This window comes from Pseudomonas sp. MIL9, from assembly GCF_016887925.1.
Lineage (GTDB): Bacteria > Pseudomonadota > Gammaproteobacteria > Pseudomonadales > Pseudomonadaceae > Aquipseudomonas > Aquipseudomonas mohnii.
In genome coordinates this window covers 64,225-87,259 of the sequence record NZ_JAFEHE010000017.1, presented here as the reverse complement: position 1 = coordinate 87,259, position 23,035 = coordinate 64,225, and the positions used below count along the sequence as shown (strand labels likewise).

Annotated in this window: 21 protein-coding genes; 18 read left to right on the top strand and 3 right to left on the bottom strand. The window is 60.7% G+C overall.

The features are described from left to right. Positions 1-30: 30 nt before the first annotated feature. The 9 genes from JQF37_RS18655 (at position 31) to JQF37_RS18615 (ending at position 10,251) form a co-directional block, all read left to right on the top strand. Positions 31-906, top strand: a complete 876-nt coding sequence (locus JQF37_RS18655; protein ID WP_130206789.1) for an SMP-30/gluconolactonase/LRE family protein — start codon at positions 31-33, stop codon at positions 904-906. Positions 907-1,179: 273 nt separating this feature from the next. Beyond that, positions 1,180-1,998 (top strand): SDR family oxidoreductase, encoded by an 819-nt coding sequence (locus JQF37_RS18650; RefSeq protein ID WP_130206791.1) that lies wholly within the window; start codon positions 1,180-1,182, stop codon positions 1,996-1,998. 145 nt (positions 1,999-2,143) lie between these two features. After that, positions 2,144-3,148, top strand: coding sequence for a substrate-binding domain-containing protein (locus tag JQF37_RS18645; protein WP_204149746.1), 1,005 nt, complete (start codon positions 2,144-2,146; stop codon positions 3,146-3,148). A gap of 64 nt (positions 3,149-3,212) precedes the next feature. Continuing rightward, positions 3,213-4,772: an L-arabinose ABC transporter ATP-binding protein AraG gene (gene araG, locus JQF37_RS18640; protein ID WP_130206795.1), complete on the top strand. Its 1,560-nt coding sequence runs from the start codon at positions 3,213-3,215 to the stop codon at positions 4,770-4,772. Positions 4,773-4,784: 12 nt separating this feature from the next. Beyond that, positions 4,785-5,753 carry an L-arabinose ABC transporter permease AraH gene (gene araH, locus JQF37_RS18635; RefSeq protein ID WP_047538387.1) on the top strand — a complete coding sequence of 323 codons (969 nt, stop codon included), beginning with the start codon at positions 4,785-4,787 and terminating at the stop codon, positions 5,751-5,753. 197 nt (positions 5,754-5,950) lie between these two features. Then, on the top strand, positions 5,951-6,664 hold the full coding sequence (locus tag JQF37_RS18630; protein WP_130206797.1) for a GntR family transcriptional regulator: 714 nt from the start codon (positions 5,951-5,953) through the stop codon (positions 6,662-6,664). Continuing rightward, a complete protein-coding gene (locus JQF37_RS18625) occupies positions 6,661-7,659 on the top strand; it encodes an ADP-ribosylglycohydrolase family protein (protein WP_204149745.1) in 999 nt (332 codons plus the stop codon). Before JQF37_RS18630 ends, JQF37_RS18625 begins: the two co-directional genes overlap by 4 nt. A 203-nt stretch (positions 7,660-7,862) precedes the next feature. Continuing rightward, positions 7,863-9,329, top strand: a complete 1,467-nt coding sequence (locus JQF37_RS18620; RefSeq protein WP_130206801.1) for a cytosine permease — start codon at positions 7,863-7,865, stop codon at positions 9,327-9,329. Beyond that, positions 9,322-10,251 carry a PfkB family carbohydrate kinase gene (locus tag JQF37_RS18615; protein WP_130206803.1) on the top strand — a complete coding sequence of 310 codons (930 nt, stop codon included), beginning with the start codon at positions 9,322-9,324 and terminating at the stop codon, positions 10,249-10,251. Before JQF37_RS18620 ends, JQF37_RS18615 begins: the two co-directional genes overlap by 8 nt. A gap of 99 nt (positions 10,252-10,350) precedes the next feature. On the opposite strand, the gene JQF37_RS18610 is transcribed toward JQF37_RS18615, so the two are convergent. After that, positions 10,351-10,674: a hypothetical protein gene (locus tag JQF37_RS18610; protein WP_130206805.1), complete on the bottom strand. Its 324-nt coding sequence runs from the start codon at positions 10,672-10,674 to the stop codon at positions 10,351-10,353. Positions 10,675-10,754: 80 nt separating this feature from the next. Continuing rightward, positions 10,755-11,960 (bottom strand): MFS transporter, encoded by a 1,206-nt coding sequence (locus tag JQF37_RS18605; protein WP_130206807.1) that lies wholly within the window; start codon positions 11,958-11,960, stop codon positions 10,755-10,757. Between the two features lie 193 nt (positions 11,961-12,153). Here JQF37_RS18605 and JQF37_RS18600 point away from each other — a divergent pair, with 193 nt between their 5' ends. From JQF37_RS18600 to JQF37_RS18575, 6 genes are all read left to right on the top strand, one after another. Then, positions 12,154-12,636, top strand: a complete 483-nt coding sequence (locus JQF37_RS18600; protein ID WP_056855912.1) for a GNAT family N-acetyltransferase — start codon at positions 12,154-12,156, stop codon at positions 12,634-12,636. A 260-nt stretch (positions 12,637-12,896) separates the two neighbouring features. Next, complete coding sequence (locus JQF37_RS18595; protein WP_130206809.1) at positions 12,897-13,889, top strand: 2-dehydro-3-deoxygalactonokinase; 993 nt, start codon at positions 12,897-12,899, stop codon at positions 13,887-13,889. A 20-nt stretch (positions 13,890-13,909) separates the two neighbouring features. Continuing rightward, positions 13,910-14,530, top strand: a complete 621-nt coding sequence (locus tag JQF37_RS18590; protein ID WP_130206811.1) for a 2-dehydro-3-deoxy-6-phosphogalactonate aldolase — start codon at positions 13,910-13,912, stop codon at positions 14,528-14,530. A gap of 47 nt (positions 14,531-14,577) precedes the next feature. Then, positions 14,578-15,726 carry a galactonate dehydratase gene (dgoD, locus tag JQF37_RS18585; protein ID WP_047527021.1) on the top strand — a complete coding sequence of 383 codons (1,149 nt, stop codon included), beginning with the start codon at positions 14,578-14,580 and terminating at the stop codon, positions 15,724-15,726. A 164-nt stretch (positions 15,727-15,890) separates the two neighbouring features. Then, positions 15,891-17,201: an MFS transporter gene (locus tag JQF37_RS18580; protein WP_130206813.1), complete on the top strand. Its 1,311-nt coding sequence runs from the start codon at positions 15,891-15,893 to the stop codon at positions 17,199-17,201. Between the two features lie 60 nt (positions 17,202-17,261). Continuing rightward, on the top strand, positions 17,262-18,065 hold the full coding sequence (locus JQF37_RS18575) for an IclR family transcriptional regulator (RefSeq protein WP_130206815.1): 804 nt from the start codon (positions 17,262-17,264) through the stop codon (positions 18,063-18,065). A 117-nt stretch (positions 18,066-18,182) separates the two neighbouring features. Here JQF37_RS18575 and JQF37_RS18570 read toward each other — a convergent pair whose 3' ends face one another. After that, positions 18,183-19,847, bottom strand: a complete 1,665-nt coding sequence (locus tag JQF37_RS18570; protein ID WP_130206817.1) for an electron transfer flavoprotein-ubiquinone oxidoreductase — start codon at positions 19,845-19,847, stop codon at positions 18,183-18,185. A gap of 548 nt (positions 19,848-20,395) precedes the next feature. Between JQF37_RS18570 and JQF37_RS18565 the strand changes: the two genes are divergently transcribed. From JQF37_RS18565 to JQF37_RS18555, 3 genes are all read left to right on the top strand, one after another. Continuing rightward, positions 20,396-21,145 carry an electron transfer flavoprotein subunit beta/FixA family protein gene (locus JQF37_RS18565; protein ID WP_007987229.1) on the top strand — a complete coding sequence of 250 codons (750 nt, stop codon included), beginning with the start codon at positions 20,396-20,398 and terminating at the stop codon, positions 21,143-21,145. Beyond that, positions 21,146-22,075: an FAD-binding protein gene (locus JQF37_RS18560; protein ID WP_130206819.1), complete on the top strand. Its 930-nt coding sequence runs from the start codon at positions 21,146-21,148 to the stop codon at positions 22,073-22,075. It begins immediately after the preceding gene. Positions 22,076-22,194: 119 nt separating this feature from the next. Then, complete coding sequence (locus tag JQF37_RS18555) at positions 22,195-23,031, top strand: transporter substrate-binding domain-containing protein (protein ID WP_130206821.1); 837 nt, start codon at positions 22,195-22,197, stop codon at positions 23,029-23,031. The last annotated feature ends 4 nt before the right edge of the window (positions 23,032-23,035 follow it).

Here is a 23,035-nt window from a genome sequence, read left to right as displayed (position 1 = left end):
CCTGAAAAGAATAAGAAAGCAGGAGGTTTCATGACGTGGACTGCGGTGACCGGACACCGGGCGCAACTCGGTGAGGGCCCATTCTGGGATGCGCCGACCCAGGCACTGTACTGGGTGGACATCGCCGGCAAGCAAGCGCTGCGGCTGATCGGCGACAACGTGCAGATCTGGCAGATGCCGGAGCACGTGTCGGCGTTCATTCCGTGTGAGCGCGGCGATGCGCTGGTGACCCTGAGCAGTGGCGTCTATCGACTTGATCTGGATTCGCCCGGCCTGGAGCCGCGGTTGACGTTGCTCTGCGTCGCCGACCCGCAACCGGGCAACCGCGCCAACGAAGCGCGTTGCGATGCCCTCGGCCGGCTCTGGCTCGGTACCATGCAAAACAATATCGGCGAACAAGGTGAAGACCTGCCCATCGAGCGGCGAACCGGCGGGCTGTTTCGCATTGACCGCGACGCACGGGTGACGCCCCTGCTTCGCGGTTTGGGCATTCCCAATACGTTGTTGTGGAGCGATGACGTCACCACCCTGTATTTCGGTGACAGCCTCGATGGCACGCTGTATCAACATTTCATCCGCACCGACGGCAACCTCGAACCGGCGCAGACCTGGTTTGCAGCCCATGGGCGCGGCGGTCCGGACGGATCGGCGATGGATGCCGAAGGCTTTATCTGGAACGCCCGGTGGGACGGCAGCTGCCTGCTCAGGCTCAGCCCGGACGGCAAAGTCGATCGGGTGATTGAACTGCCAGTCAGTCGCCCCACCAGCTGCGTGTTCGGCGATACCGATCTCAAAACCTTGTACATCACCAGTGCCGCGAGCCCGCTCGGGCATTCGCTGGACGGGGCCGTGTTGTCGATTCGTGTGGACGTACCCGGAAAGCATTGCACTCGATTTGCGGGATAAATCCCAAAATATGGGATGTAAATATATATATTGAGATTTATCCTGGGCCGGGTTTATAGTCGGCCTCACCAGTTACATGCACTCACACTTAAGAAAAACAAAACAGGTGAAGTGATGCAGCGATATTCCACCGTCCTCCCTTGCGGAGTCAGTGCTTCAGAGCGTTTCAAGGCTGAAACGTTTTTTGCGTGCCTGTTCTTGCCTCAACGCCTTTTGACCGGACATCCACGGATGCCCGGTTTTCGTCGTGCTTTCGAACAGGAGTCTTGATCCATGGCTGAACCTCTTTCCTTGCCACCGGTACCCGAACCGCCGAAGGGCGAGCGTTTGAAAAACAAAGTCGTGTTGCTCACCGGCGCGGCCCAGGGTATCGGCGAAGCGATCGTCGCCAGCTTCGCATCTCAGCAAGCCAGGCTGATCATCAGCGATATTCAGGGGGATAAAGTCGAAAAGGTTGCGGCGCACTGGCGGGAAAAAGGTGCCGATGTGGTGGCGATCGAGGCCGACGTCTCGCACCAGCAGGATCTGCACGCCATGGCCAGGCTGGCGGTGGAACGTCACGGCCGGATCGACGTGCTGGTCAACTGTGCCGGGGTCAATGTGTTCCGTGATCCGCTGCAAATGACCGAAGAAGACTGGCGTCGCTGCTTTGCCATCGACCTCGACGGCGCCTGGTTCGGCTGCAAGGCCGTTTTGCCGCAGATGATCGAGCAGGGCACCGGCAGCATTATCAACATTGCCTCGACCCATTCCAGCCACATCATTCCCGGCTGCTTCCCGTACCCGGTGGCCAAGCACGGCTTGCTCGGCCTGACCCGTGCCTTGGGTATCGAATATGCGCCCAAGGGCATTCGCGTCAACGCCATTGCACCGGGCTACATCGAAACTCAGTTGAACGTCGATTACTGGAACGGTTTTGCCGATCCTTACGCCGAGCGTCAGCGTGCCTTCGACCTGCATCCGCCGCGCCGCATCGGTCAGCCGATAGAAGTCGCCATGACGGCCGTGTTCCTGGCCAGCGATGAAGCGCCGTTCATCAACGCTTCCTGCATCACCATCGATGGTGGGCGCTCGGTCATGTACCACGACTGAATGATGAGGGTTTCAGGCGCCATTCTGCGTCTGAGATTCAATCATCATACGATATGACTATTTAGCGATAAGGTTTCACCGCGCCACTGGTTGAAAAGAACGCTTTCGAAGAATGCTCAACAAAAATAACAAGGAGTCAAAACCTATGAATCGTCGTCGTGCAATCCGTTCCCTGTGCTGTGCCGCTCTGGCGGTCACTGCGGTCAGCCTGAGCAGTACGCTGCTGGCGGCCGAGGAAGTGAAAATCGGGTTTCTGGTCAAACAAGCGGAAGAGCCGTGGTTCCAGACCGAGTGGGCCTTCGCCGAAAAGGCCGGCAAGGAGAAGGGCTTCACCCTGATCAAGATTGCCGTGCCTGATGGCGAGAAGACCCTGTCGGCCATCGACAGCCTGGCCGCCAACGGCGCCAAGGGCTTTGTGATCTGCCCGCCGGATATATCCCTCGGCCCGGCCATCATGGCCAAAGCCAAGCTCAACGGCTTGAAAGTGATCGCCGTCGATGACCGCTTCGTCGATGCCAGTGGCAAATTCATGGAAGAGGTTCCGTACCTGGGCATGGCAGCGTTCGAAGTCGGCCAGAAGCAGGGCCATGCCATGGCCACCGAAGCGAAAAAGCGCGGTTGGGACTGGAAAGACACCTACGCGGTGATCAACACCTACAACGAACTCGACACCGGCAAGAAACGCACCGACGGTTCGGTCAAGGCGCTGGAAGACGCCGGCATGCCGAAGGATCACATCCTGTTCTCGGCGCTGAAAACCCTCGACGTGCCGGGCAGCATGGACGCCACCAACTCGGCGCTGGTGAAGCTGCCGGGCGCGGCGAAGAACCTGATCATCGGCGGCATGAACGACAACACCGTGCTCGGCGGCGTGCGCGCCACGGAAGCTGCCGGTTTCGCGGCGAAGAATGTGATCGGCATCGGCATCAACGGCACCGATGCCATCGGTGAATTGAAGAAACCTGACAGTGGCTTCTATGGCTCGATGCTGCCAAGCCCGCACATCGAGGGCTACAACACCGCCAGCATGATGTACGAGTGGGTCACCACCGGCAAAGAACCGGCGAAATACACTGCCATGGATGACGTGACACTGATCACCCGCGACAACTTCAAGCAGGAGCTGGAAAAGATCGGTCTGTGGAACTGAGGACGGGTTGATTTCATCGGCAGCCCCCGCAACGGGGTTGCCTGATCTGTGTCATGAGGTGGTTATGCACGCGCAAACACACATACAACAACGCACCGGCCGTTCCTTTAGTGGCGGTGGCAGCTTGCGCTTCAACGGGATCGGCAAAACCTTTCCCGGTGTGAAGGCGCTGGATGGCATCAGCTTCGTCGCCCATCCCGGGCAGGTTCATGCCCTGATGGGCGAGAACGGCGCCGGCAAGTCGACCCTGCTGAAAATCCTCGGTGGCGCCTATACCCCGAGCAGCGGCGACTTGCAGATCGGCGAGCAGACGATGGTCTTCAAGTCCACTGCCGACAGCATCGGCAGCGGGGTGGCAGTGATCCACCAGGAATTGCACCTGGTGCCGGAAATGACCGTGGCGGAAAACCTGTTCCTTGGTCATTTGCCAGCCAGTTTCGGCTTGATCAATCGGCGTACCCTGCGCCAGCAAGCGCTGGCCTGCCTCAAGGGACTGGCCGATGAAATCGACCCCCAGGAAAAAGTCGGACGCCTGTCCCTCGGGCAGCGGCAACTGGTGGAAATCGCCAAGGCCTTGTCCCGTGGCGCCCATGTGATTGCCTTCGATGAGCCAACCAGCAGCCTGTCGGCGCGGGAGATCGATCGCTTGATGACGATCATCGCCCGCCTGCGCGACGAGGGCAAAGTGGTGCTGTACGTCTCCCATCGCATGGAAGAAGTGTTCCGTATCTGCAACGCGGTGACGGTGTTCAAGGATGGTCGCTACGTACGCACCTTCGAGGACATGAGCGAACTGACCCACGATCAATTGGTCACGTGCATGGTCGGTCGCGACATCCAGGACATCTACGATTACCGTCCTCGCCAGCGTGGTGCGGTGGCCCTGAAAGTCGACGGCCTGCTCGGGCCAGGCTTGCGCGAACCGGTGAGTTTCGAGGCACACAAAGGCGAGATTCTCGGCCTGTTCGGTCTGGTGGGCGCCGGCCGTACCGAGCTGTTCCGCATGCTCAGCGGGCTTACGCGCAACACCGCCGGACGCCTTGAACTGCGCGGCCACGAATTGAAGTTGCGTTCACCCCGCGACGCCATCGCCGCCGGGATTCTGCTGTGCCCGGAGGATCGCAAGAAGGAGGGCATCATGCCGCTCTCCAGCGTTGCCGAAAACATCAACATCAGTGCGCGCGGCGCCCATTCCACGTTTGGCTGCCTGTTGCGCGGGCTGTGGGAAAAGGGCAACGCCGACAAGCAGATCAAGGCACTGAAAGTAAAAACGCCGCATGCCGGACAACAGATCAAGTTTCTATCCGGCGGCAACCAGCAAAAGGCCATTCTCGGTCGCTGGCTGTCGATGCCGATGAAAGTGTTGCTGCTCGACGAGCCCACTCGCGGTATCGACATCGGCGCCAAGGCCGAGATCTACCAGATCATCCACAACCTGGCCGCCGACGGTATTTCGGTGATCGTGGTGTCCAGCGACCTGATGGAAGTGATGGGTATTTCCGACCGCATCCTGGTGCTGTGCGAAGGCGCCATGCGCGGCGAACTGAGCCGCGAACAGGCCAACGAATCCAACTTGCTGCAACTGGCTTTGCCGCGCCAACGCGCTGACGGCGTGGCGAACTGAGAGGTGACTATGATGACAACCCAAAACGAAACCCTGCCGACCGTGCGCAAGCCTCTGGACCTGCGACGCTTTCTCGATGACTGGGTGATGCTGCTGGCGGCTGTGGGGATCTTCGTGCTCTGCACCTTGCTGATCGACAATTTCCTGTCACCGCTGAACATGCGTGGCCTGGGCCTGGCGATTTCCACCACCGGGATTGCCGCCTGCACCATGTTGTACTGCCTGGCGTCCGGGCATTTCGACTTGTCGGTGGGCTCGGTGATCGCTTGTGCCGGGGTCGTCGCCGCCGTGGTGATGCGCGACACCAACAGCGTGTTTCTGGGTGTCTGTGCGGCACTGGTCATGGGGCTGATCGTCGGGCTGATCAACGGGATCGTGATTGCCAAGCTGCGGGTCAACGCGTTGATCACGACGCTGGCGACCATGCAGATCGTGCGCGGCCTGGCCTACATCTTCGCCAACGGCAAAGCGGTGGGCGTGTCCCAGGAATCCTTCTTCGTGTTCGGCAATGGCCAACTGTTCGGTGTGCCGGTGCCGATCCTGATTACCATCGTCTGCTTCCTGTTCTTCGGTTGGTTGCTCAACTACACCACCTATGGCCGCAACACCATGGCCATCGGCGGTAACCAGGAAGCGGCGCTGCTGGCCGGGGTCAACGTTGACCGGACCAAGATCATTATCTTCGCCGTGCATGGCCTGATTGGCGCGTTGGCCGGTGTGATTCTGGCTTCGCGCATGACCTCGGGTCAGCCGATGATCGGCCAGGGCTTCGAGCTGACGGTGATCTCGGCATGCGTGCTGGGCGGGGTTTCGTTGAGTGGCGGGATCGGCATGATCCGGCACGTGATTGCCGGGGTGTTGATTCTGGCGATCATCGAGAATGCAATGAACCTGAAGAACATCGATACGTTTTACCAGTATGTGATTCGGGGTTCGATCCTGCTGTTGGCGGTGGTGATTGACCGTTTGAAACAGCGCTGAGATTTTCGCTGCTCCCACGAGCGCCATCGCGGGCAAGCCAGGCTCCCACAGGTTTTTGCGTAATCTGTGGGAGCGTGGCTTGCCCGCGATGGCGGCATGACTGACTCACTCCCGCTCTCGCGAACAATCGCATCCTTCTGTCACCTCCCTTAAATATTCCTTGCCCGCCCCAGCCCGTTTCGGGTATCAATTTGTACATGATTAGACAGGTACGATTCGACAAGAAACAACGGGTGGTCGACGAACTCATCCGGCGCATTGAAAGCGGCCTCATGGAGGACGGCTTTCATCTGCCGGGCGAGCATCAGTTGGCTCAAGAATTCAAAGTCAGCCGAGGTACTTTGCGTGAAGCCCTGGCCGAGTTGAAACGGCGCAACTACATTGCGACGCAAAGCGGGGTAGGCTCCATCGTCACCTTCGACGGTGTGATGCTCGACCAGCGCAACGGCTGGGCCCAGGCCCTGGCCGACAGCGGCGCGCTGGTCAACACCGAAGTGCTGCGGCTGGAGGCGGTGACCCGTCCTGACCTGCTCTCGCGTTTCGGTACCGACCAGTTCATTACGCTCGACCGACGCCGCCGTTCCAACGACGGCACGCTGGTCTCCCTTGAACGCTCCTTGATGCCCGCCACCGGAGGTCTGGAAAGCCTGCCGCGTGTCGGTCTGATCGACAATTCCCTGACCATCACCCTGGCGGCCTATGGCTATATCGGTGAACGCGGCGATCAATGGATCGGTGCCGAACCGCTGAACGCCGAAGACGCCGAACTGCTGGGCCGCCCGGTCGGCACGGTATTCCTGAAAGCCTTGCGCACCACGTACGACCGGCAAAACCGTTTCATGGAGCAGGTGGAAAGCTTGCTCGACCCTGTGCACTTTCGTCTTCACCTGCAGTTTGGAGCGGCGCAATGACGGCGCTCAACCGTGCACTTGGCGCATTCTATGGCTTGGCCCTGGGTGATGCGCTGGGCATGCCGACCCAATCCCTGAGCCGCCCGGAAATCAAGGCGCGCTTCGGCGAAATCACCGACCTGCAAGACGCCGGCCCCTTGCAACCGATTGCCCCCAACATGCCCAGGGGCTCGATCACTGACGACACCGAACAGGCGATCCTGGTCGGCCAGTTGTTGATCGACGGCAAGGGCAGGATCGAACCGGCGCTGCTCGCCCGGCGCTTGATCGAATGGGAAGCCCAAATGCAGGCCAGGGGCTCCCAGGATTTGCTCGGGCCATCGACCAAACGTGCAATTGAAATGATCCTGGCCGGTCATTCGCCGGAAGAGGCGGGGCGTTACGGCACCACCAACGGTGCGGCGATGCGCATCACCCCGGTCGGTATCGCCGCCGACGTCGCAGATCCCGCGCGTTTTATCGATTCCGTGGTCCAGGCCTGCCAGGTGACCCATAACACCACGCTGGGTATTTCGAGCGCGGCGGCGGTGGCGGCGGTGGTTTCGGCCGGGATCAACGGCATGGATTTGGGGGCAGCGCTGAACCTTGGCCAGCAAGTCGCCCAGCAAGCCGAAAGCCATGGCCATTGGGTTGCCGGCGGACGCATTGCCTCGCGCATCAGTTGGGCGCGGAGCATCAGCATCGACAGCGACAAGGCGTTATTGGCCGACCTGCTGTATGACGTGATTGGCACTTCGGTGGCATCACAGGAATCGGTGGTGGTAGCGTTTGCCCTGGCGCAGCAAGTGGCCATCGGTGAGATGAATGCCTTCGGAGCGCTGTGCATGGCCGCCAGCCTGGGGGGCGACACCGACACCATCGCAGCGATTCTCGGCGCGATGCTCGGGGCCTGCCTGGGCCTTGAGAGTTGGCCTGTCGCGTTGATCGACACGGTCAAGGCTGTCAATGATCTGGAGCTGAAGCCACTGGTGCAGGGGCTATTGGCTTTGCGTTGATAGCGCTGACGCCATCGCGGGCAAGCCCGCTCCCACAGGATCGCTGTGACCCTGTGGGAGCGGGCTTGCCTGCGATGGGTGCACCACCGAATCAATTTGATAAACCGCAATAGTGCGCACCAACAAGGCCAGGATGGCCGGGCTGTTGTATCGACATCCGTCATTGCCCACAACCACAAAAAAGGCAAACAGGAGCATTTTTCATGAGTTCATCAACCGCCGGGCAAAATGCCGGACAACTGGAAACCCGTGGCATCGAACCGGTGCCGGAAGCCGAGTGCAACGGTCATCCCTTGCAGCTGTTCTGGGTCTGGTTCGCCGCCAACATTTCCATCCTCGGCCTGCCTTTGGGTGCGACCCTCGTAGCGTTTCGCGGCCTGGCGATCTGGCAGGCGATCATCGTCGCGATCCTCGGTGCCGCCGGTTCTTTCGCGGTGGTCGGGATCATCTCCATCGCCGGCCGTCGAGGCCGGGCACCGAGCCTGACCCTGTCGCGCGCGATCTTCGGTGTACGCGGCAACATCGGCCCGACCCTGGTCTCACTGATGTCGCGCCTGGGTTGGGAAACGGTCAACACCACCACCGCCGCGTTCGTGCTGTTGTCGTTGTGTTCCATTCTGTTCGGCTCGCCGGTGGAAGCGAAAAGCGCACCGCTGTTGACGCTGCTGTTCATCGCGATTTTCGTGTTGCTGACCCTGTCGGTGTCCGGCCTCGGTCACGCCACGCTGTTGGTGATCCAGAAATGGGCGACCTACGTGTTCGGCGCGCTGAACATTCTGGTCGGCGGTTTCCTCTGCGCCACCATCGACTGGAGCGCGGTATTCAACGCCACGCCTGCGCCACTGAGCGCCATGATCATCGGCGTCGGCACCATGGCGGCGGGCACCGGGATCGGTTGGGCCAACGCAGGGGCCGACATGTCGCGCTACCAGCACCGCAGCGTCAAGGCTGTGCGCCTGGTGGCGTCGGCGGCATTCGGCGCGGGCATTCCGCTGGTGCTGTTGATCACCCTCGGCGGCCTGCTGTCGGTGGGCAATAACGACCTGGCCCAGGCCACCGATCCGATCATCGCGATCCGCGACATGCTGCCGACCTGGATGGCCGTGCCGTACCTGATCACCGCATTCGGCGGGCTGCTGCTGTCGAACAACCTCTCGGTGTATTCCGCCGGCCTGACCACGCTGACCCTCGGTTTGAAGGTCAAGCGCGTCTACGCCGTGGTGGTCGACATCGTCGCGATCTTCGCCGGTTCGATCTACTTCATGCTGATCGCCGACAGTTTCTATGGTCCGTTCATCACCTTCATTTCCCTGTTGGCAGTGCCGATCACCGCGTGGGTCGGGATCTTCGTGGTCGACCTGATCCATCGTCACTACTACAGCCCCAAGGACTTGCTGGATGTCAGCCCGAGCAGCGCCTACTGGTATCGCGGCGGCGTCGAATGGCGAGCCTTCGGTGCCTGGGCCATCGCCATTGTGCTCGGTTTCAGTTTCACCACCATTGGCACCACCGCAGAAAACGTCTGGTTCAAAGGCTTTCTGTCCGATTCGTGGCTGGGCCATAACGGCCTCGGCTGGATCGTGACCTTCGTGGTCGCTGGCGGGATTTATTGGGTACTCGGCGGGGCGAAGGATCGTCGCGCCGCATTGATCGAGAATGCCCATGCCTAGGTTGTTGCACACCGGCCAGGTCATCATCGACCTGGTCATGGCCGTGGATAAATTGCCGCAAGCAGGTGGCGACGTGCTGGCGCAATCGGCCCGTTTCGAAGCGGGTGGCGGTTTCAATGTGATGGCCGCCGCCCGGCGCAACGGTCTGCCGGTGGTCTACCTGGGCCGGCATGGCACCGGGCGCTTCGGTGACCTGGCGCGCGAGGCGATGAACACGGAGGGCATCCGGATCGGCATCACTCAGCGCGCCGAGCGCGATACCGGGTTGTGTGTCGCCATCACCGACGCCTCGGCCGAGCGCAGTTTCGTTTCCTATATCGGCGCTGAGGGCGAACTGACTGCCGAAGACCTGGCGGGCGTGTCGGTCGAGGCGGGGGACTATGTCTACGTCAGTGGCTACAGCCTGCTGCACGTCGGCAAGGCCCAGGCGCTGGTGGACTGGGTGCTGGCGTTGCCGAGCGCTATCAAGGTGGTATTCGATCCGGGTCCCTTGGTGGATTCACCGGATGCACCGCTGATGCAAGCGTTGCTGCCACGTATCGACCTGTGGACCAGCAACGCGGTCGAGGCGCTGAGATTCACCGGGGCGTCGGACATCTCCGACGCGCTGACGCGCCTGACCGACCATCTGCCGGCCAGGGTGTTGATGGTCGTGCGCGATGGGCCGCAAGGCTGCTGGATCAGCCAGGGTTCTGAGCGTCGGCATGTGCCGGGCTTCAAGGTCGACGCGGTGGACAGCAATGGTGCGGGCGATGCCCATGCCGGGGTGTTCGTGGCGGGGCTGGCCCAGGGATTGTCGGCGTTTGAAGCAGCACGGCGGGCGAATGCGGCGGCGGCTTTGGCGGTGACTCGCTGGGGGCCTGCGACTTCGCCAGGGGTGGCTGAAGTGGATGCGTTGATTGGCGTTGGCTCTAGCCGTTGATCTGTCGCCATCGTTGGCAAGCCGGCTCCTGAAGGCGATTCGCGATAGCTGATCTGCACCCCGAAAGCTGGACAGCAATCCTGCTTTCAGGGGTGGCAGCTATTGGCTGATTCCGCCGGCTTTGCCCGAGTTACCGCTGGTGCTTGAGCCCAGGCCGCCGCCGGTGCTATCGGGTGTTTCGGTGTCCGGCAAGTCGAAGCCGCCCTGGCGCCCGGGGTCGTTGCCCTGGGTGCGTGGATCGGTCCCGGTGGAAGGCGGCAAACGGTTGTCGATTCCCGCACCGTCGGTGTTCATGCCGGGGGCACTCTGGACGGCCGGGGCCTTGGGTTTTTCCACAGGGTTGGTGGGGCCGGTGGTCCCGGCGAAGGCGCTAGAGGACAGCAGCGCAGCGAGGGCGAGGGCGGTCAACCGGGACAGGCTCATGGTGTTGTCTCCAATAAATAGAGTCCTACCTGATTAGTCCGCCCCGGATCTCGATGGGTGCCTGATGGGCGACGAACGGCTCAGGCGCGCTGCAACGCCTTGACCGTGGTGATTCGACGCCAGGCCAGGCGCCCGACGGTAATCAACCAATTGAGCGATGCCACCGCCATCACGGTGAGCAGCAGCGTGGCCATGCCGTGTTCGACGATGATTTTCCCGGCCAGCAATGGAAAGCCGAACACGCCGATGAAGTACGACAGGCTGAACAGCAGCAAGGATTGTGCGGTGGTGCCGCTCGGCGCTTCATTGGCGGCCAGGCCGTTGATCACTGAGTAGGTCAGGCCGTAACCGATCCCGAGCATCACGGCGGCGAGCACGTAGCTGAAGCCGTTGTTGACCACGAACCCGAACATCAGGATCGAACCGAGCATCAGCCCTGAAAGCAGGCAGGACGCACGCAGTGGATCGCGCTTGACCACGAATCCGGCGATCAGCAGGCGGCCGCTGATCGCCGCGCTCATGAAACCGAGAAAGAACAGCGAATAGTCGAGCGAGCGCTGCGCCGCGTAGCTGGTTTGAAAGCTCGACAACCCGCCGAACACGCAGCCACCGAGGCCGACCATGATGATCGGGAGCACCGCTCTGGATGACAGCACCCGGGCCGCTGCGTGCCAGGAAATCCGCGATACGACGGTCGATTGCGCCGCGGCCGTTTTCAGCTGTCGATCCAGACGCCAGAACAGCAGCACCCCCACGAGACTCGCCAGCGCCGCCAGATAAAACGCCGCCGTTACCGGATAGCCGAGGGCGCTTGCGGCGCGACCGAGCAATGGACCGCTGCCGATGCCGGTCATCATGCTGCCCGACAGGAGGGCGAAATATTTGGCGCGCTGCACCGGCGTCACCAGGCTGGCGACGATGATCGGCCCAAGGGTGTAGAACACGCCCCAACCCAGCCCCAGCAACAGTCCGAAAGGCAGCAGCAGGTGGCCGAAGCCTGGCGTCAAGGCAAAACCAAGGCTGGCGGCGACCAGCAACAGGCCGAACAGCGCCACCGAACGGGCCGCGCCGAGCCAGTCGGACAAGTGACCGGAGACGATTACTGCGGCGAAAGTGCTGAGCATCGCTGCCGAAATCACGCTGCCGGCATCCTGCTCGTTGCCACCGCGAGAGCCGATCAACAGCGACAGCAAAAAGGTCGAACCATAGGACAGCGACAGCAGGTAGCTGGCCAGGCAAAACAGGCCGAACAACTTGCTGGAGACAGGGGGTGTTGCGCTAGACATGACGCAGTTCCTTGACCCGATAAGTAGGCAGGTCATCTATCTATCACGCAAGGCGTCTATCTTAGGTGCGAGGTTCGCGATGCAAGGGTTAGCCGTAGCCGGAGTAATGACCTGTGGCGAGGGAGCAAGCTCCCTCGCCACAAATCGCGCGCCGCCTTAGTATGGCGTTTTCAACTTTTGACAAGGCACGTCCATGACGATCGAAATCCGCCCGGCAACCCCCAGTGACGCGCCACAAATCCTCGCGTTCATCACGGAATTGGCCGACTACGAACGTGCCCGCCACGAAGTCATTGCCAGCGTCGCCGACATCGAGCGCAGCCTGTTCAGCGAAGGGGCGACCGCCCATGGCCTGATCTGTCTGCGCGACGGCTTGCCGATCGGGTTCGCGGTGTTCTTCTTCAGTTATTCCACCTGGTTGGGCAGCAACTGCCTGTACCTCGAAGACCTCTACATCACCCCGGAACAGCGGGGGGGCGGTGCCGGCAAAACCCTGCTGCGGCATTTGGCGAAAATTGCCTGTGCCAACGACTGCGGGCGCTTCGAATGGAGCGTTCTGGAGTGGAACACCCCAGCCATCGATTTCTACAAATCCCTGGGCGCGCAGCCACAGGAAGAGTGGGTGCGCTACCGCATGGACGGCAAAGTGCTCCGCGAGTTCGCCGAGGGTAATTAAACGCTCAACCCTGTAGGAGCGAGCCTGCTCGCGAAGAAATCGAAAGCACTGCAGGGTGTCAGGCTTCACGCATTATCGTTGACGACCATCGCTAGCCCGCTGGCTCCTACAGAGGAATGCATTCCGAGGAGCTAGCGAACGCTGCGATCTTTTTTTGTCTTCTCCCAATATATGGGATTGATATTTATATATTGAGATTTTTCGCCGTCCGGGTTTATAGTCCAGCTCACTCACTGCCAAAAACCAAAACAGGTGAAGCGATGCTGGCGCAATTGATCGCGCTCGATTGGGGGACAACCTCATTACGTGCTTACAAACTGGCCGAAGGTGGCCAAGTGCTCGAACAGCGTTCGCTGTCGTCGGGGATCATGCAGTTGCCCAAGGCGCCGCGCGTCATTGCCGGCCGGGAATGCACCGACGGTTTTGAACTGGCCTTTGACCAGGCATGCGGCGACTGGCTCGACGAGCAGCCCGGTCTTCCGGTGATTGCCTGTGGCATGGTCGGCAGCGCCCAGGGCTGGTGCGAAGCGGCCTACCGCGATACGCCGGCAAACGTCGCCACCCTCGGCACCGCCTTGCAAACCGTACGCAGTCTTCGCGGTGTCGACGTGCACATCGTGCCGGGTGTGATCCAGCGCTCGCGCTTGCCCAACGTGATGCGCGGCGAAGAAACCCAAGTGCTCGGCGTGCTGCAAACGCTGCCGGACGAGGCGGGCGCCGATCTGTTGATCGGCCTGCCGGGCAGTCATTCGAAATGGGTGGAAGTGGCCGACGGCTGCATCGTCCATTTCGACACTTTCATGACCGGCGAAGTCTTCGCCGTGCTCAGCGAACACAGCATTCTGGGGCGTACCCAGCAACGCGGCGGGTCGTTCGATGGCGAAGCGTTTGACCGCGGCGTGCAGGTGGCTTTGTCGGCGGACGGCGAAACCGGTGTGCTCTCGACAATGTTCAGCGCTCGCAGCCTCGGGCTGACGGGGGAGCTGAGCGCCACCGCACAACCGGATTACCTGTCCGGCCTGTTGATCGGCCATGAACTGTCGGCCCTGGCCAGCGTCCTGCGACATCGGCGCAACAGTGTGCACCTGCCGTCAATCATCCTCATCGGCAACGCCCAACTCTGTACGCGTTACAGCCGGGCCCTCGACGCGTGCGGGTTTGCCCGGGTGTCCCAGGCCGAGCAGGCCACCGAACGCGGGCTGTGGCAACTGGCGCTGGCCGCCGGACTGATCACGCCCAACCCATCCCGTTAAACCTGACTGGAGCTCTGAACATGCTCAAACAAGCATTGGCGCAAAACGGTCTGATCGCGATCCTGCGCGGCTTGCGTCCGCAAGAAGCGGCGGCCATCGGCGAAGTCCTGTACGCGGCCGGATTTCGCGTCATCGAGGTACCGCTCAACTCCCCGGAGCCGTACGAAAGCATCCGTATCCTGCGCAGTACCTTGCCCGCCGATTGCCTGATCGGTGCCGGCACGGTGCTGACACCGGAACAGGTCGGGCAAGTGAAAGCGGCGGGCGGTCAGGTGATCGTCATGCCTCATAGCGATCCCAAGGTATTGCGCGCCGCGAAAGCTGCGGGGCTGTACCTGTCGCCGGGTGTCGCCACGCCGACCGAAGCCTTTGCGGCACTGGCCGAAGGGGCGGACATCCTGAAGATGTTTCCGGCCGAACAGATGGGGCCGGCGGTCGTCAAGGCATGGCTCGCGGTGTTGCCGGCAGGAACGATTCTGGCACCGGTCGGTGGCATCACCCCGGACAACATGCAGGTGTTCATCGATGCTGGCGTCAAGGGCTTCGGCCTCGGCTCCGGGTTGTTCAAGCCAGGCATGACCCCTGCGCAAGTGGCGGCCAATGCCAAGGCCTACGTCGCTGCCTGGAAATCCCTTCGCTAAGACTTTTGGCGCTGCGTGCGCTGCATCCGAACAAGAGAGACAAGAAGATGAAAATCACCAAACTGACCACCTTCATCGTTCCGCCGCGCTGGTGCTTCCTCAAGGTCGAAACCGACGAGGGCGTCACCGGTTGGGGCGAGCCCGTGGTCGAAGGCCGCGCCCACACCGTGGCGGCCGCCGTCGAGGAATTGTCCGACTACCTGATCGGCAAAGACCCACGCAACATCGAAGACATCTGGACCGTGCTCTATCGCGGCGGCTTCTACCGTGGCGGCGCGATCCACATGAGCGCACTGGCCGGCATCGATCAGGCATTGTGGGACATCAAGGGCAAGGCGTTGGGTGTGTCGGTCAGCGACCTGCTGGGCGGCCAGGTGCGTGACAAGATTCGTGTCTATTCGTGGATCGGCGGCGACCGTCCTGCAGATACCGCGCGTGCCGCGAAAGAAGCGGTGGGGCGCGGTTTCACCGCGGTGAAAATGAACGGCACTGAAGAGCTGCAATTCCTCGACACCTTCGAAAAAGTCGACCTGGCCCTGGCCAACGTCGCTGCCGTGCGAGACGCGGTGGGCCCGAACGTCGGCATAGGCGTGGACTTTCATGGCCGGGTGCACAAGCCCATGGCCAAGGTGCTCATGAAAGAGCTCGACCCGTACAAACTGATGTTCATCGAAGAGCCGGTGCTCAGCGAAAACTATGAAGCGCTGAAAGAGCTGGCGCCGCTGACCAGCACGCCGATTGCCCTGGGCGAACGGTTGTTTTCCCGTTGGGATTTCAAACGCGTGCTCAGCGAAGGCTATGTCGACATCATCCAGCCCGATGCGTCCCACGCCGGCGGTATCACCGAAACCCGCAAGATTGCCAACATGGCCGAAGCCTACGATGTGGCGCTGGCGCTGCATTGTCCGCTGGGCCCGATTGCGCTGGCCGCCTGCCTGCAACTGGACGCGGCCTGCTACAACGCGTTCATTCAGGAGCAGAGCCTGGGCATCCATTACAACGAGAGCAACGACCTGTTGGATTACGTCAAGGATCCGCGGGTGTTCGACTACGACAAAGGCTTCGTGAAAATCCCCAACGGTCCGGGCCTGGGTATCGAGATCAACGAGGAGTACGTGATCGAACGCGCAGCCATCGGCCACCGCTGGCGCAACCCGATCTGGCGCCATGCCGATGGCAGTTTTGCCGAGTGGTGAGTTTCTCCTGACACATAACCTGTGGGAGCGGGCTTGCCCGCGATAGCGTCCTGTCGGTCACATCAATGCCGGATGTGCCGCCGCCATCGCGGACAAGCCCGCCTCCACAGAGACAGTGCAAATTTTCCAATCGTCCTCAATAAACATAAGAAGAGGCACTCCTCATGCAACCGCAAACCCTCACCGGGCAGGCGACGTTGGTGACGCCCAGCCGCAAGCGTTTTTTCATCATGGTCCTGCTGTTCATCACGGTGGTGATCAATTACCTGGACCGCAGCAACCTGTCGATCGCAGCCCCGGCGCTGACCAGCGAACTGGGCATCGACCCGATTCACGTCGGCCTGATTTTCTCGGCCTTCGGCTGGACCTACGCCGCCATGCAGATCCCCGGTGGCTGGCTGGTGGATCGGGTGCCTCCGCGCATTCTTTACACCGTCGCGCTGCTGTTGTGGTCGATTGCCACGGTGATGCTCGGCTTCGCCGGCAGCTTCATCGCGCTGTTCGTCTTGCGCATGGCCGTCGGTGCCCTGGAAGCGCCGGCCTATCCGATCAATAGCCGCGTTGTAACCACCTGGTTCCCCGAGCGCGAGCGCGCCACGGCCATCGGTTTCTACACCTCTGGACAGTTTGTCGGCCTGGCGTTCCTGACGCCGGTACTGGCCTGGCTTCAGCACGAATTCGGCTGGCACATGGTGTTTGTCACCACAGGCGCGGTAGGCATTCTCTGGGCCGTGATCTGGTACGCGGTGTATCGCGAACCGCGTGACTTCAAAGGTGCCAACGAGGCCGAAATCGACCTGATCCGCGAAGGCGGCGGGCTGGTGGACATCCAGGCCGAGCAAGCGAAGGTGAAGGCCAAATTCAGCTGGGCCGACCTGGGGATCGTCTTGAGCAAGCGCAAACTCTGGGGCATCTACCTCGGCCAGTTCTGCCTCAACTCGACGCTGTGGTTTTTCCTGACGTGGTTCCCGACCTACCTGGTGAAATACCGTGGGATGGACTTCATCAAATCCGGCTTGCTGGCATCGCTGCCGTTTCTCGCAGCGTTCGTCGGTGTGCTGTGTTCCGGTTTCTTTTCGGATTTCCTGATCCGGCGCGGGTACACGGTCGGTTTCGCTCGCAAATTGCCGATCATCAGTGGCCTGCTGATTTCCACTTCGATCATCGGCGCCAACTTCGTCGAGTCGACGCCGCTGGTGATTGCCTTCCTCGCCCTGGCGTTCTTCGGCAACGGTCTGGCGTCGATCACCTGGTCGCTGGTTTCCACGCTGGCACCGGCACGTTTGCTGGGACTGACCGGTGGCGTGTTCAACTTCATCGGCAACCTGTCGGCCATTGCCACGCCAATCGTCATCGGTTTCCTTGCCAGCGGTGAGTCCTTTGCCCCGGCGATCACCTACATCTCGGTTCTGGCATTGCTGGGTGCACTTTCCTACATTTTGCTGGTGGGCAAGGTCGAGCGTATCAAGTTGTAGTCGCAGCAGGAGGGCGACCATAATGCCGCCCGTTCACTCGCTCAACGGTAAAGGCTGGATATGCAGGAAGACGCCCCAAAAATCGCCAAGGACGCCGCGCCGACCGGCACCCAGACACTGCTTCGAGGTTTGGGTGTGGTTCAGGCGGTGGCCAGTGGCGCCCGTGATCTCAAGGAGATCGCCCGGTTGATCGGAACCACGCGCAGCACCACTCATCGACTGGCCAGTTGCCTGGTCGACGAACGTTATCTGCGGGTGGTGCCGCAAGTCGGTTACCTGCTGGGGCCGAAGCTGATCGAACTGGGGTTTCAGGCGCGCGAAGAACTGCCGTTGGTCACCCTGGCCGGGCCGTATCTGGATGAGTTGTCGGCGTTGACCGGTGACACCATTCACCTGGCGATCCGAGAGGGCGACGAAGTGCTGTACCTGCACAAGAATCCGGGACGCAACGGCCCGGAAATGCGCTCGCGGGTCGGCCATCGCATGCCGTTGGCGCGTACCGGCATCGGTAAGGCACTGATGCTCGACGACACTCCGCAAGAGTGGCAACGGTTGTACGAAGTCAGCCTGCCAGCGGGTGGGAAAAATCAGTTCTGGCCGCAGCACCCGGAACAGTCCTGGGAACAGTTTCATCAGCGCATGATCGAGTACGTGGCCGGTGGCTACGCTTTCGACCTGGAGGACAACGAACCGTCGATCCGATGCGTGGCGGCGCCGATTCGTGATGCCAGCAAGCGTATCGTCGCCGGCATCAGCATCGCCAGTACCGTGCCGTATATGCCGCTGGAAAAAATGGCCGAGTTGATTCCCCTGATCAAAGGGGTCACGGCGCGGTTGTCGGCGGAGCTGGGTCTCAAGGTTTGAATGCAAAACACTGTGGGAGCGAGCAAGTTCGCTCCCACATTGGTTTTTTGTGCCGTCAGTAAAATCGCAGGCAACAAAAAGGCCCCCGTTCGGGAGCCTCGTTGTTCAGCGCTCGGCTTACATGTTCGGGTAAGTCGGGCCGCCAGCGCCTTCCGGCGTCACCCAGGTGATGTTCTGCGAAGGGTCCTTGATGTCGCAGGTCTTGCAGTGAACGCAGTTCTGGGCGTTGATCTGGAAGCGCTTCTCGCCATCTTCCTTGGTAATCACTTCGTACACGCCGGCCGGGCAGTAACGCTGGGCTGGCTCATCGTACAGCGGCAGGTTCTTGTTGATCGGGATGCTCGGGTCGGTCAGCTTCAGGTGGCAAGGCTGTTCTTCTTCATGGTTGGTACCGGAGATGAACACCGAGCTGAGTTTGTCGAAGCTGATCTTGCCGTCCGGTTTCGGGTAGTCGATCTTCTTGCAGTCGGCCGCGAGCTTCAGGCAAGCGTAATCCGGCTTGGTGTCGTGCAGGGTGAACGGCAGTTTGCCGCCGAAGATGTTCTGGTCGAGCCAGTTGAAACCGCCACCGACGATAGCGCCGAACTTGTGGATCGCCGGGCCGAAGTTGCGGCTGGCGAACAGTTCGTCGTAGAGCCAGCTCTTCTTGAACGCGTCGACGTAAGTGGTCAGCTCTTCGCTGCCGTCCTTGTCGGCGAACAGCGCGTCAGCCACGGATTCGGCAGCCAGCATGCCGGACTTCATCGCGGTGTGGCTGCCTTTGATCTTGGCGAAGTTCAGGGTGCCGAGGTCGCAACCGATCAGCGCGCCGCCCTTGAAGACCATTTTCGGCAGCGAATTCAGGCCGCCCTTGCAGATGGCGCGCGCGCCGTAGCTGATGCGCTTGCCGCCTTCCAGGTACTGCTTGAGCACCGGGTGATGCTTGAGGCGCTGGAACTCGTCGAACGGCGACAGGTAAGTGTTGCTGTAGGACAGGTCGACGATCAGGCCGACCACCACCTGGTTGTTTTCCAGGTGATAGAGGAACGAGCCACCGGTGTTCTCGGTGCCCATGATGTCCATCGGCCAACCGGCGGTGTGGACCACCAGGCCAGGCTGATGCTTGGCCGGGTCGACTTCCCAGATTTCTTTCAGGCCGATGCCGTAATGCTGGGCGTCTGCATCGCTGTCGAGGTTGAAACGCTTGATCAGCTGCTTGCCGATGTGGCCGCGGCAACCTTCGGCGAACAGCGTGTACTTGCCACGCAGTTCCATGCCTGGGGTGTACAGGCCTTCTTTCGGCTGACCTTCGCGGTCAACGCCCAGGTCACCGGTGATGATCCCGCGAACCACGCCGTTCTCGTCGAACAGGGCTTCCTGGGCGGCGAAGCCCGGGTAGATTTCCACGCCCAGGTTCTCGGCCTGCTGGGCCAGCCAGCGGCACAGGTTACCCAGGGAGATGATGTAGTTGCCTTCGTTGTGCATGGTCTTGGGCACAAAGAAGTCAGGGATTTTCTGCGCGCTTTCGGCATTTTTCAGCACGAAGATGTCATCGCGGGTGACCGGCGTGTTCAGCGGCGCGCCGAGTGCTTTCCAGTCCGGGAACAATTCGTTCAGGGCCCGTGGTTCGAACACGGCACCAGACAAGATGTGAGCACCGACTTCGGAGCCTTTTTCGACCACGCAGACGCTGATTTCCTTACCGGCTTCGGCGGCCTTCTGCTTCAATCGGCAGGCAGCGGAAAGACCAGCGGGGCCGGCACCGACGATGACCACGTCGAATTCCATGTATTCGCGTTCCACAGGTTATCTCCTACTCAAGGCTCAACAGTTTTTTTTCTAATTGGGAGGTTGGGTGTCGCATCCCTGAATCCCTGCGCAACGCCGGGAGAGGACAATCGAGTAACCACCTTTCTCTTTGGGTGGCGCATTATATCTACACCACTCTCAGCGTCCAATACAAACGTTTGTTTGAATTGGCTCAAAGCCAGAGAAATCAAAGTCACGCGGCTTATGAACGGCTATTTTGCCGTATTGACCGGAATAGGTGTTCCGGTCAAGATACGGGCGGTTTTGCGCTCGCCGTAGGCTGACTGTTGGTTTCAAGAGCACCTTTAAAGACAGGGCGATGGCACTGGAAAGTGATGAGCCGCGCAGGTTTGGCGCGCAGTTTACACGCCGCGATAATGAATGACTTGTAAGTCACGACTGACGAACGGTCATCAACATCATGAACGATGGTCACTTGACACGTTTGCCGGCGTTTTTAGAGGTGCCCTTGCGCCCGATGAGTATCAACCGCCAGGTTCGCCTAGGCGACTTCCTTTTCACCGGAGAGTAACGAGGAATCCATGAAGGTTCTTGTAGCTGTCAAACGCGTTGTGGATTACAACGTCAAGGTCCGCGTCAAGGCGGACAATTCCGGCGTCGATCTTGCCAACGTCAAGATGTCGATGAACCCGTTCTGCGAAATCGCAGTGGAAGAAGCGGTACGCCTGAAAGAGAAAGGCGTCGCGACTGAAATCGTCGTCGTCTCCGTCGGCCCGTCCACCGCTCAAGAGCAACTGCGCACTGCGCTGGCTCTGGGTGCTGACCGCGCCATCCTCGTCGAATCCGCCGAAGATCTGACTTCCCTGGCCGTTGCCAAACTGCTGAAGGCTGTTGTCGACAAGGAACAGCCTCAGCTGGTGATCCTTGGCAAACAAGCCATCGACAGCGACAACAACCAGACTGGCCAGATGCTTGCCGCATTGAGCGGTTACGGTCAGGGTACGTTCGCTTCGAAAGTCGAAATCAGCGGCGACAGCGTCGCTGTGACCCGCGAAATCGATGGCGGCGCGCAGACCGTTTCCCTGAAACTGCCGGCCATCGTCACCACCGACCTGCGTTTGAACGAGCCGCGCTACGCGTCCCTGCCAAACATCATGAAAGCCAAGAAGAAGCCTCTCGAAGTGCTGACTCCGGACGCTTTGGGCGTTTCCACCGCCTCCACCAACAAGACCGTGAAAGTCGAAGCGCCTGCTGCACGCAGCGCGGGTATCAAGGTCAAGTCGGTGGCTGAACTGGTCGAGAAACTGAAAAACGAAGCGAAGGTAATCTAAATGACTATCTTGGTTATTGCTGAACACGACAACAAAGTGCTGGCCCCGGCCACGCTGAACACCGTGGCTGCCGCTGCCAAAATCGGCGGCGATATCCACGTGCTGGTTGCAGGCCAGGGCGCTGGCGCCGTGGCTGAAGCCGCTGCGAAAGTCGCTGGCGTGGCTAAAGTGCTGGTGGCCGACAACGCTGCCTACGCTCACCAGCTGCCGGAAAACGTTGCGCCTCTGGTTGCCGAGCTGGGCAAGGGCTACAGCCACATCCTGGCTGCCGCCACTTCCAACGGCAAAAACATCCTGCCGCGCGTTGCCGCAGCACTGGACGTTGACCAGATCTCCGAGATCATCTCGGTCGAAAGCGCTGACACCTTCAAGCGTCCGATCTATGCCGGTAACGCCATCGCTACCGTTCAATCGAACGCCGCCGTGAAAGTGATCACCGTGCGTGCCACCGGTTTCGACCCGGTTGCCGCTGAAGGTGGTTCGGCTGCTGTAGAAGCCGTTGCCGCTGCTCACGACGCTGGCATCTCCAGCTTCGTTGGCGAAGAACTGGCCAAGTCCGATCGTCCGGAACTGACCGCTGCCAAGATCGTCATTTCCGGCGGCCGTGGCATGCAGAACGGTGACAACTTCAAACACCTGTACGCCCTGGCCGACAAGCTGGGCGCTGCCGTCGGTGCTTCCCGCGCCGCGGTCGACGCAGGTTTCGTACCCAACGACATGCAGGTCGGTCAGACCGGCAAGATCGTTGCGCCACAGCTGTACATCGCCGTCGGTATCTCCGGCGCGATCCAGCACCTGGCCGGCATGAAAGACTCCAAAGTGATCGTTGCGATCAACAAGGACGAAGAAGCGCCGATCTTCCAGGTGGCCGATTACGGCCTGGTGGCTGACCTGTTCGAAGCCATCCCCGAGCTGGAGAAGCTGGTCTAATCCGGCTGCTTCACTTATAAAGAGCCCGACCTTTTGGTCGGGTTTTTTTTGCTTTTTTTCCTGTAGGAGCTGGCTCGCTCCTACAAGGTTATAAACGGTCTCAACGGGAGAGTTTCGCCATGGATTTGAGCCGCCTATGTGGCTGGTCATTGCTTCTTGGGTTGACGCTATTTCCAGCGCTGTCCACTGCAGCCGGCAAGTGCGATCGCCTGGTGGTGACCGGCAGTCCGGATGCGCCACCTTTCCTGTGGCAAGACCCGCAGGATCCCAGGCATCTGATCGGCGCCAGTGCCGATTTATTGCAGCAAGTGGCGGGGCAGTCAGGGATCAAGGTTGAACTGTTGTACGCCGGAAAACGCTCCCAGGCCCTGGACGAAGTGCGCAGTGGACGCATGGACATGCTGGCCGACGCCTCGTTGACGGTCAGCGAGCTGGAAACCCTGGATTATATTCACCCACCATTGCTGGAAAACGACTATCTGGTCTGGACCCGCAAGGATTCGTCACTGGTCTACAGCGATGTGCAGGACCTGCAGGGGCATACCGGCGCCGTGTCGGAAAAATCCCGATTGACCCCGGCATTTGGCACTTTTGCCGAGCAGCAATTGACCCTCATCCGCACATCCAGTCTGACCCTGGCCTTTCAGAAATTGCTCTTGGGCGAGGCGGAATATGTCCTGGCCGGACGCTACTCGGGTGTGGCGATGGCGCAGACATTGGGCATGTCCAATGATCTGGTGGCTCGCGTGCAACCAGTAGACAAGCCGGGGTTGTTTCTGGCCATTTCCCACGACTCCGCCTGCAACGATCCGTGGTTGCGCGGACAGTTGGCCAAAAAGATGACAGAATTGCGCGCGTCCGGACTGACGGAGGCCGTGCTGTTGCGCAATATCGAGCGTTGGAATGCCCAACTTTCTCAACGGCAGACGCAACCTGTCAGTAGCCCAAAACAGTAGGGAT

Bases quoted from the DNA above. Each gene is read 5' to 3' on its own strand.
- JQF37_RS18655 (WP_130206789.1), top strand. From the start codon at position 31: ATGACGTGGACTGCGGTGACCGGACACCGGGCGCAACTCGGTGAGGGC.
- JQF37_RS18615 (WP_130206803.1), top strand. From the start codon at position 9,322: ATGCCTAGGTTGTTGCACACCGGCCAGGTCATCATCGACCTGGTCATG.
- JQF37_RS18590 (WP_130206811.1), top strand. From the start codon at position 13,910: ATGCTCAAACAAGCATTGGCGCAAAACGGTCTGATCGCGATCCTGCGC.
- JQF37_RS18650 (WP_130206791.1), top strand. From the start codon at position 1,180: ATGGCTGAACCTCTTTCCTTGCCACCGGTACCCGAACCGCCGAAGGGC.
- JQF37_RS18580 (WP_130206813.1), top strand. From the start codon at position 15,891: ATGCAACCGCAAACCCTCACCGGGCAGGCGACGTTGGTGACGCCCAGC.
- JQF37_RS18600 (WP_056855912.1), top strand. From the start codon at position 12,154: ATGACGATCGAAATCCGCCCGGCAACCCCCAGTGACGCGCCACAAATC.
- JQF37_RS18620 (WP_130206801.1), top strand. From the start codon at position 7,863: ATGAGTTCATCAACCGCCGGGCAAAATGCCGGACAACTGGAAACCCGT.
- JQF37_RS18605 (WP_130206807.1), bottom strand. From the start codon at position 11,960: ATGTCTAGCGCAACACCCCCTGTCTCCAGCAAGTTGTTCGGCCTGTTT.
- JQF37_RS18575 (WP_130206815.1), top strand. From the start codon at position 17,262: ATGCAGGAAGACGCCCCAAAAATCGCCAAGGACGCCGCGCCGACCGGC.
- araG (WP_130206795.1), top strand. From the start codon at position 3,213: ATGCACGCGCAAACACACATACAACAACGCACCGGCCGTTCCTTTAGT.
- JQF37_RS18625 (WP_204149745.1), top strand. From the start codon at position 6,661: ATGACGGCGCTCAACCGTGCACTTGGCGCATTCTATGGCTTGGCCCTG.
- JQF37_RS18630 (WP_130206797.1), top strand. From the start codon at position 5,951: ATGATTAGACAGGTACGATTCGACAAGAAACAACGGGTGGTCGACGAA.
- JQF37_RS18560 (WP_130206819.1), top strand. From the start codon at position 21,146: ATGACTATCTTGGTTATTGCTGAACACGACAACAAAGTGCTGGCCCCG.
- JQF37_RS18610 (WP_130206805.1), bottom strand. From the start codon at position 10,674: ATGAGCCTGTCCCGGTTGACCGCCCTCGCCCTCGCTGCGCTGCTGTCC.
- dgoD (WP_047527021.1), top strand. From the start codon at position 14,578: ATGAAAATCACCAAACTGACCACCTTCATCGTTCCGCCGCGCTGGTGC.
- JQF37_RS18595 (WP_130206809.1), top strand. From the start codon at position 12,897: ATGCTGGCGCAATTGATCGCGCTCGATTGGGGGACAACCTCATTACGT.
- JQF37_RS18555 (WP_130206821.1), top strand. From the start codon at position 22,195: ATGGATTTGAGCCGCCTATGTGGCTGGTCATTGCTTCTTGGGTTGACG.
- JQF37_RS18645 (WP_204149746.1), top strand. From the start codon at position 2,144: ATGAATCGTCGTCGTGCAATCCGTTCCCTGTGCTGTGCCGCTCTGGCG.
- JQF37_RS18565 (WP_007987229.1), top strand. From the start codon at position 20,396: ATGAAGGTTCTTGTAGCTGTCAAACGCGTTGTGGATTACAACGTCAAG.
- araH (WP_047538387.1), top strand. From the start codon at position 4,785: ATGACAACCCAAAACGAAACCCTGCCGACCGTGCGCAAGCCTCTGGAC.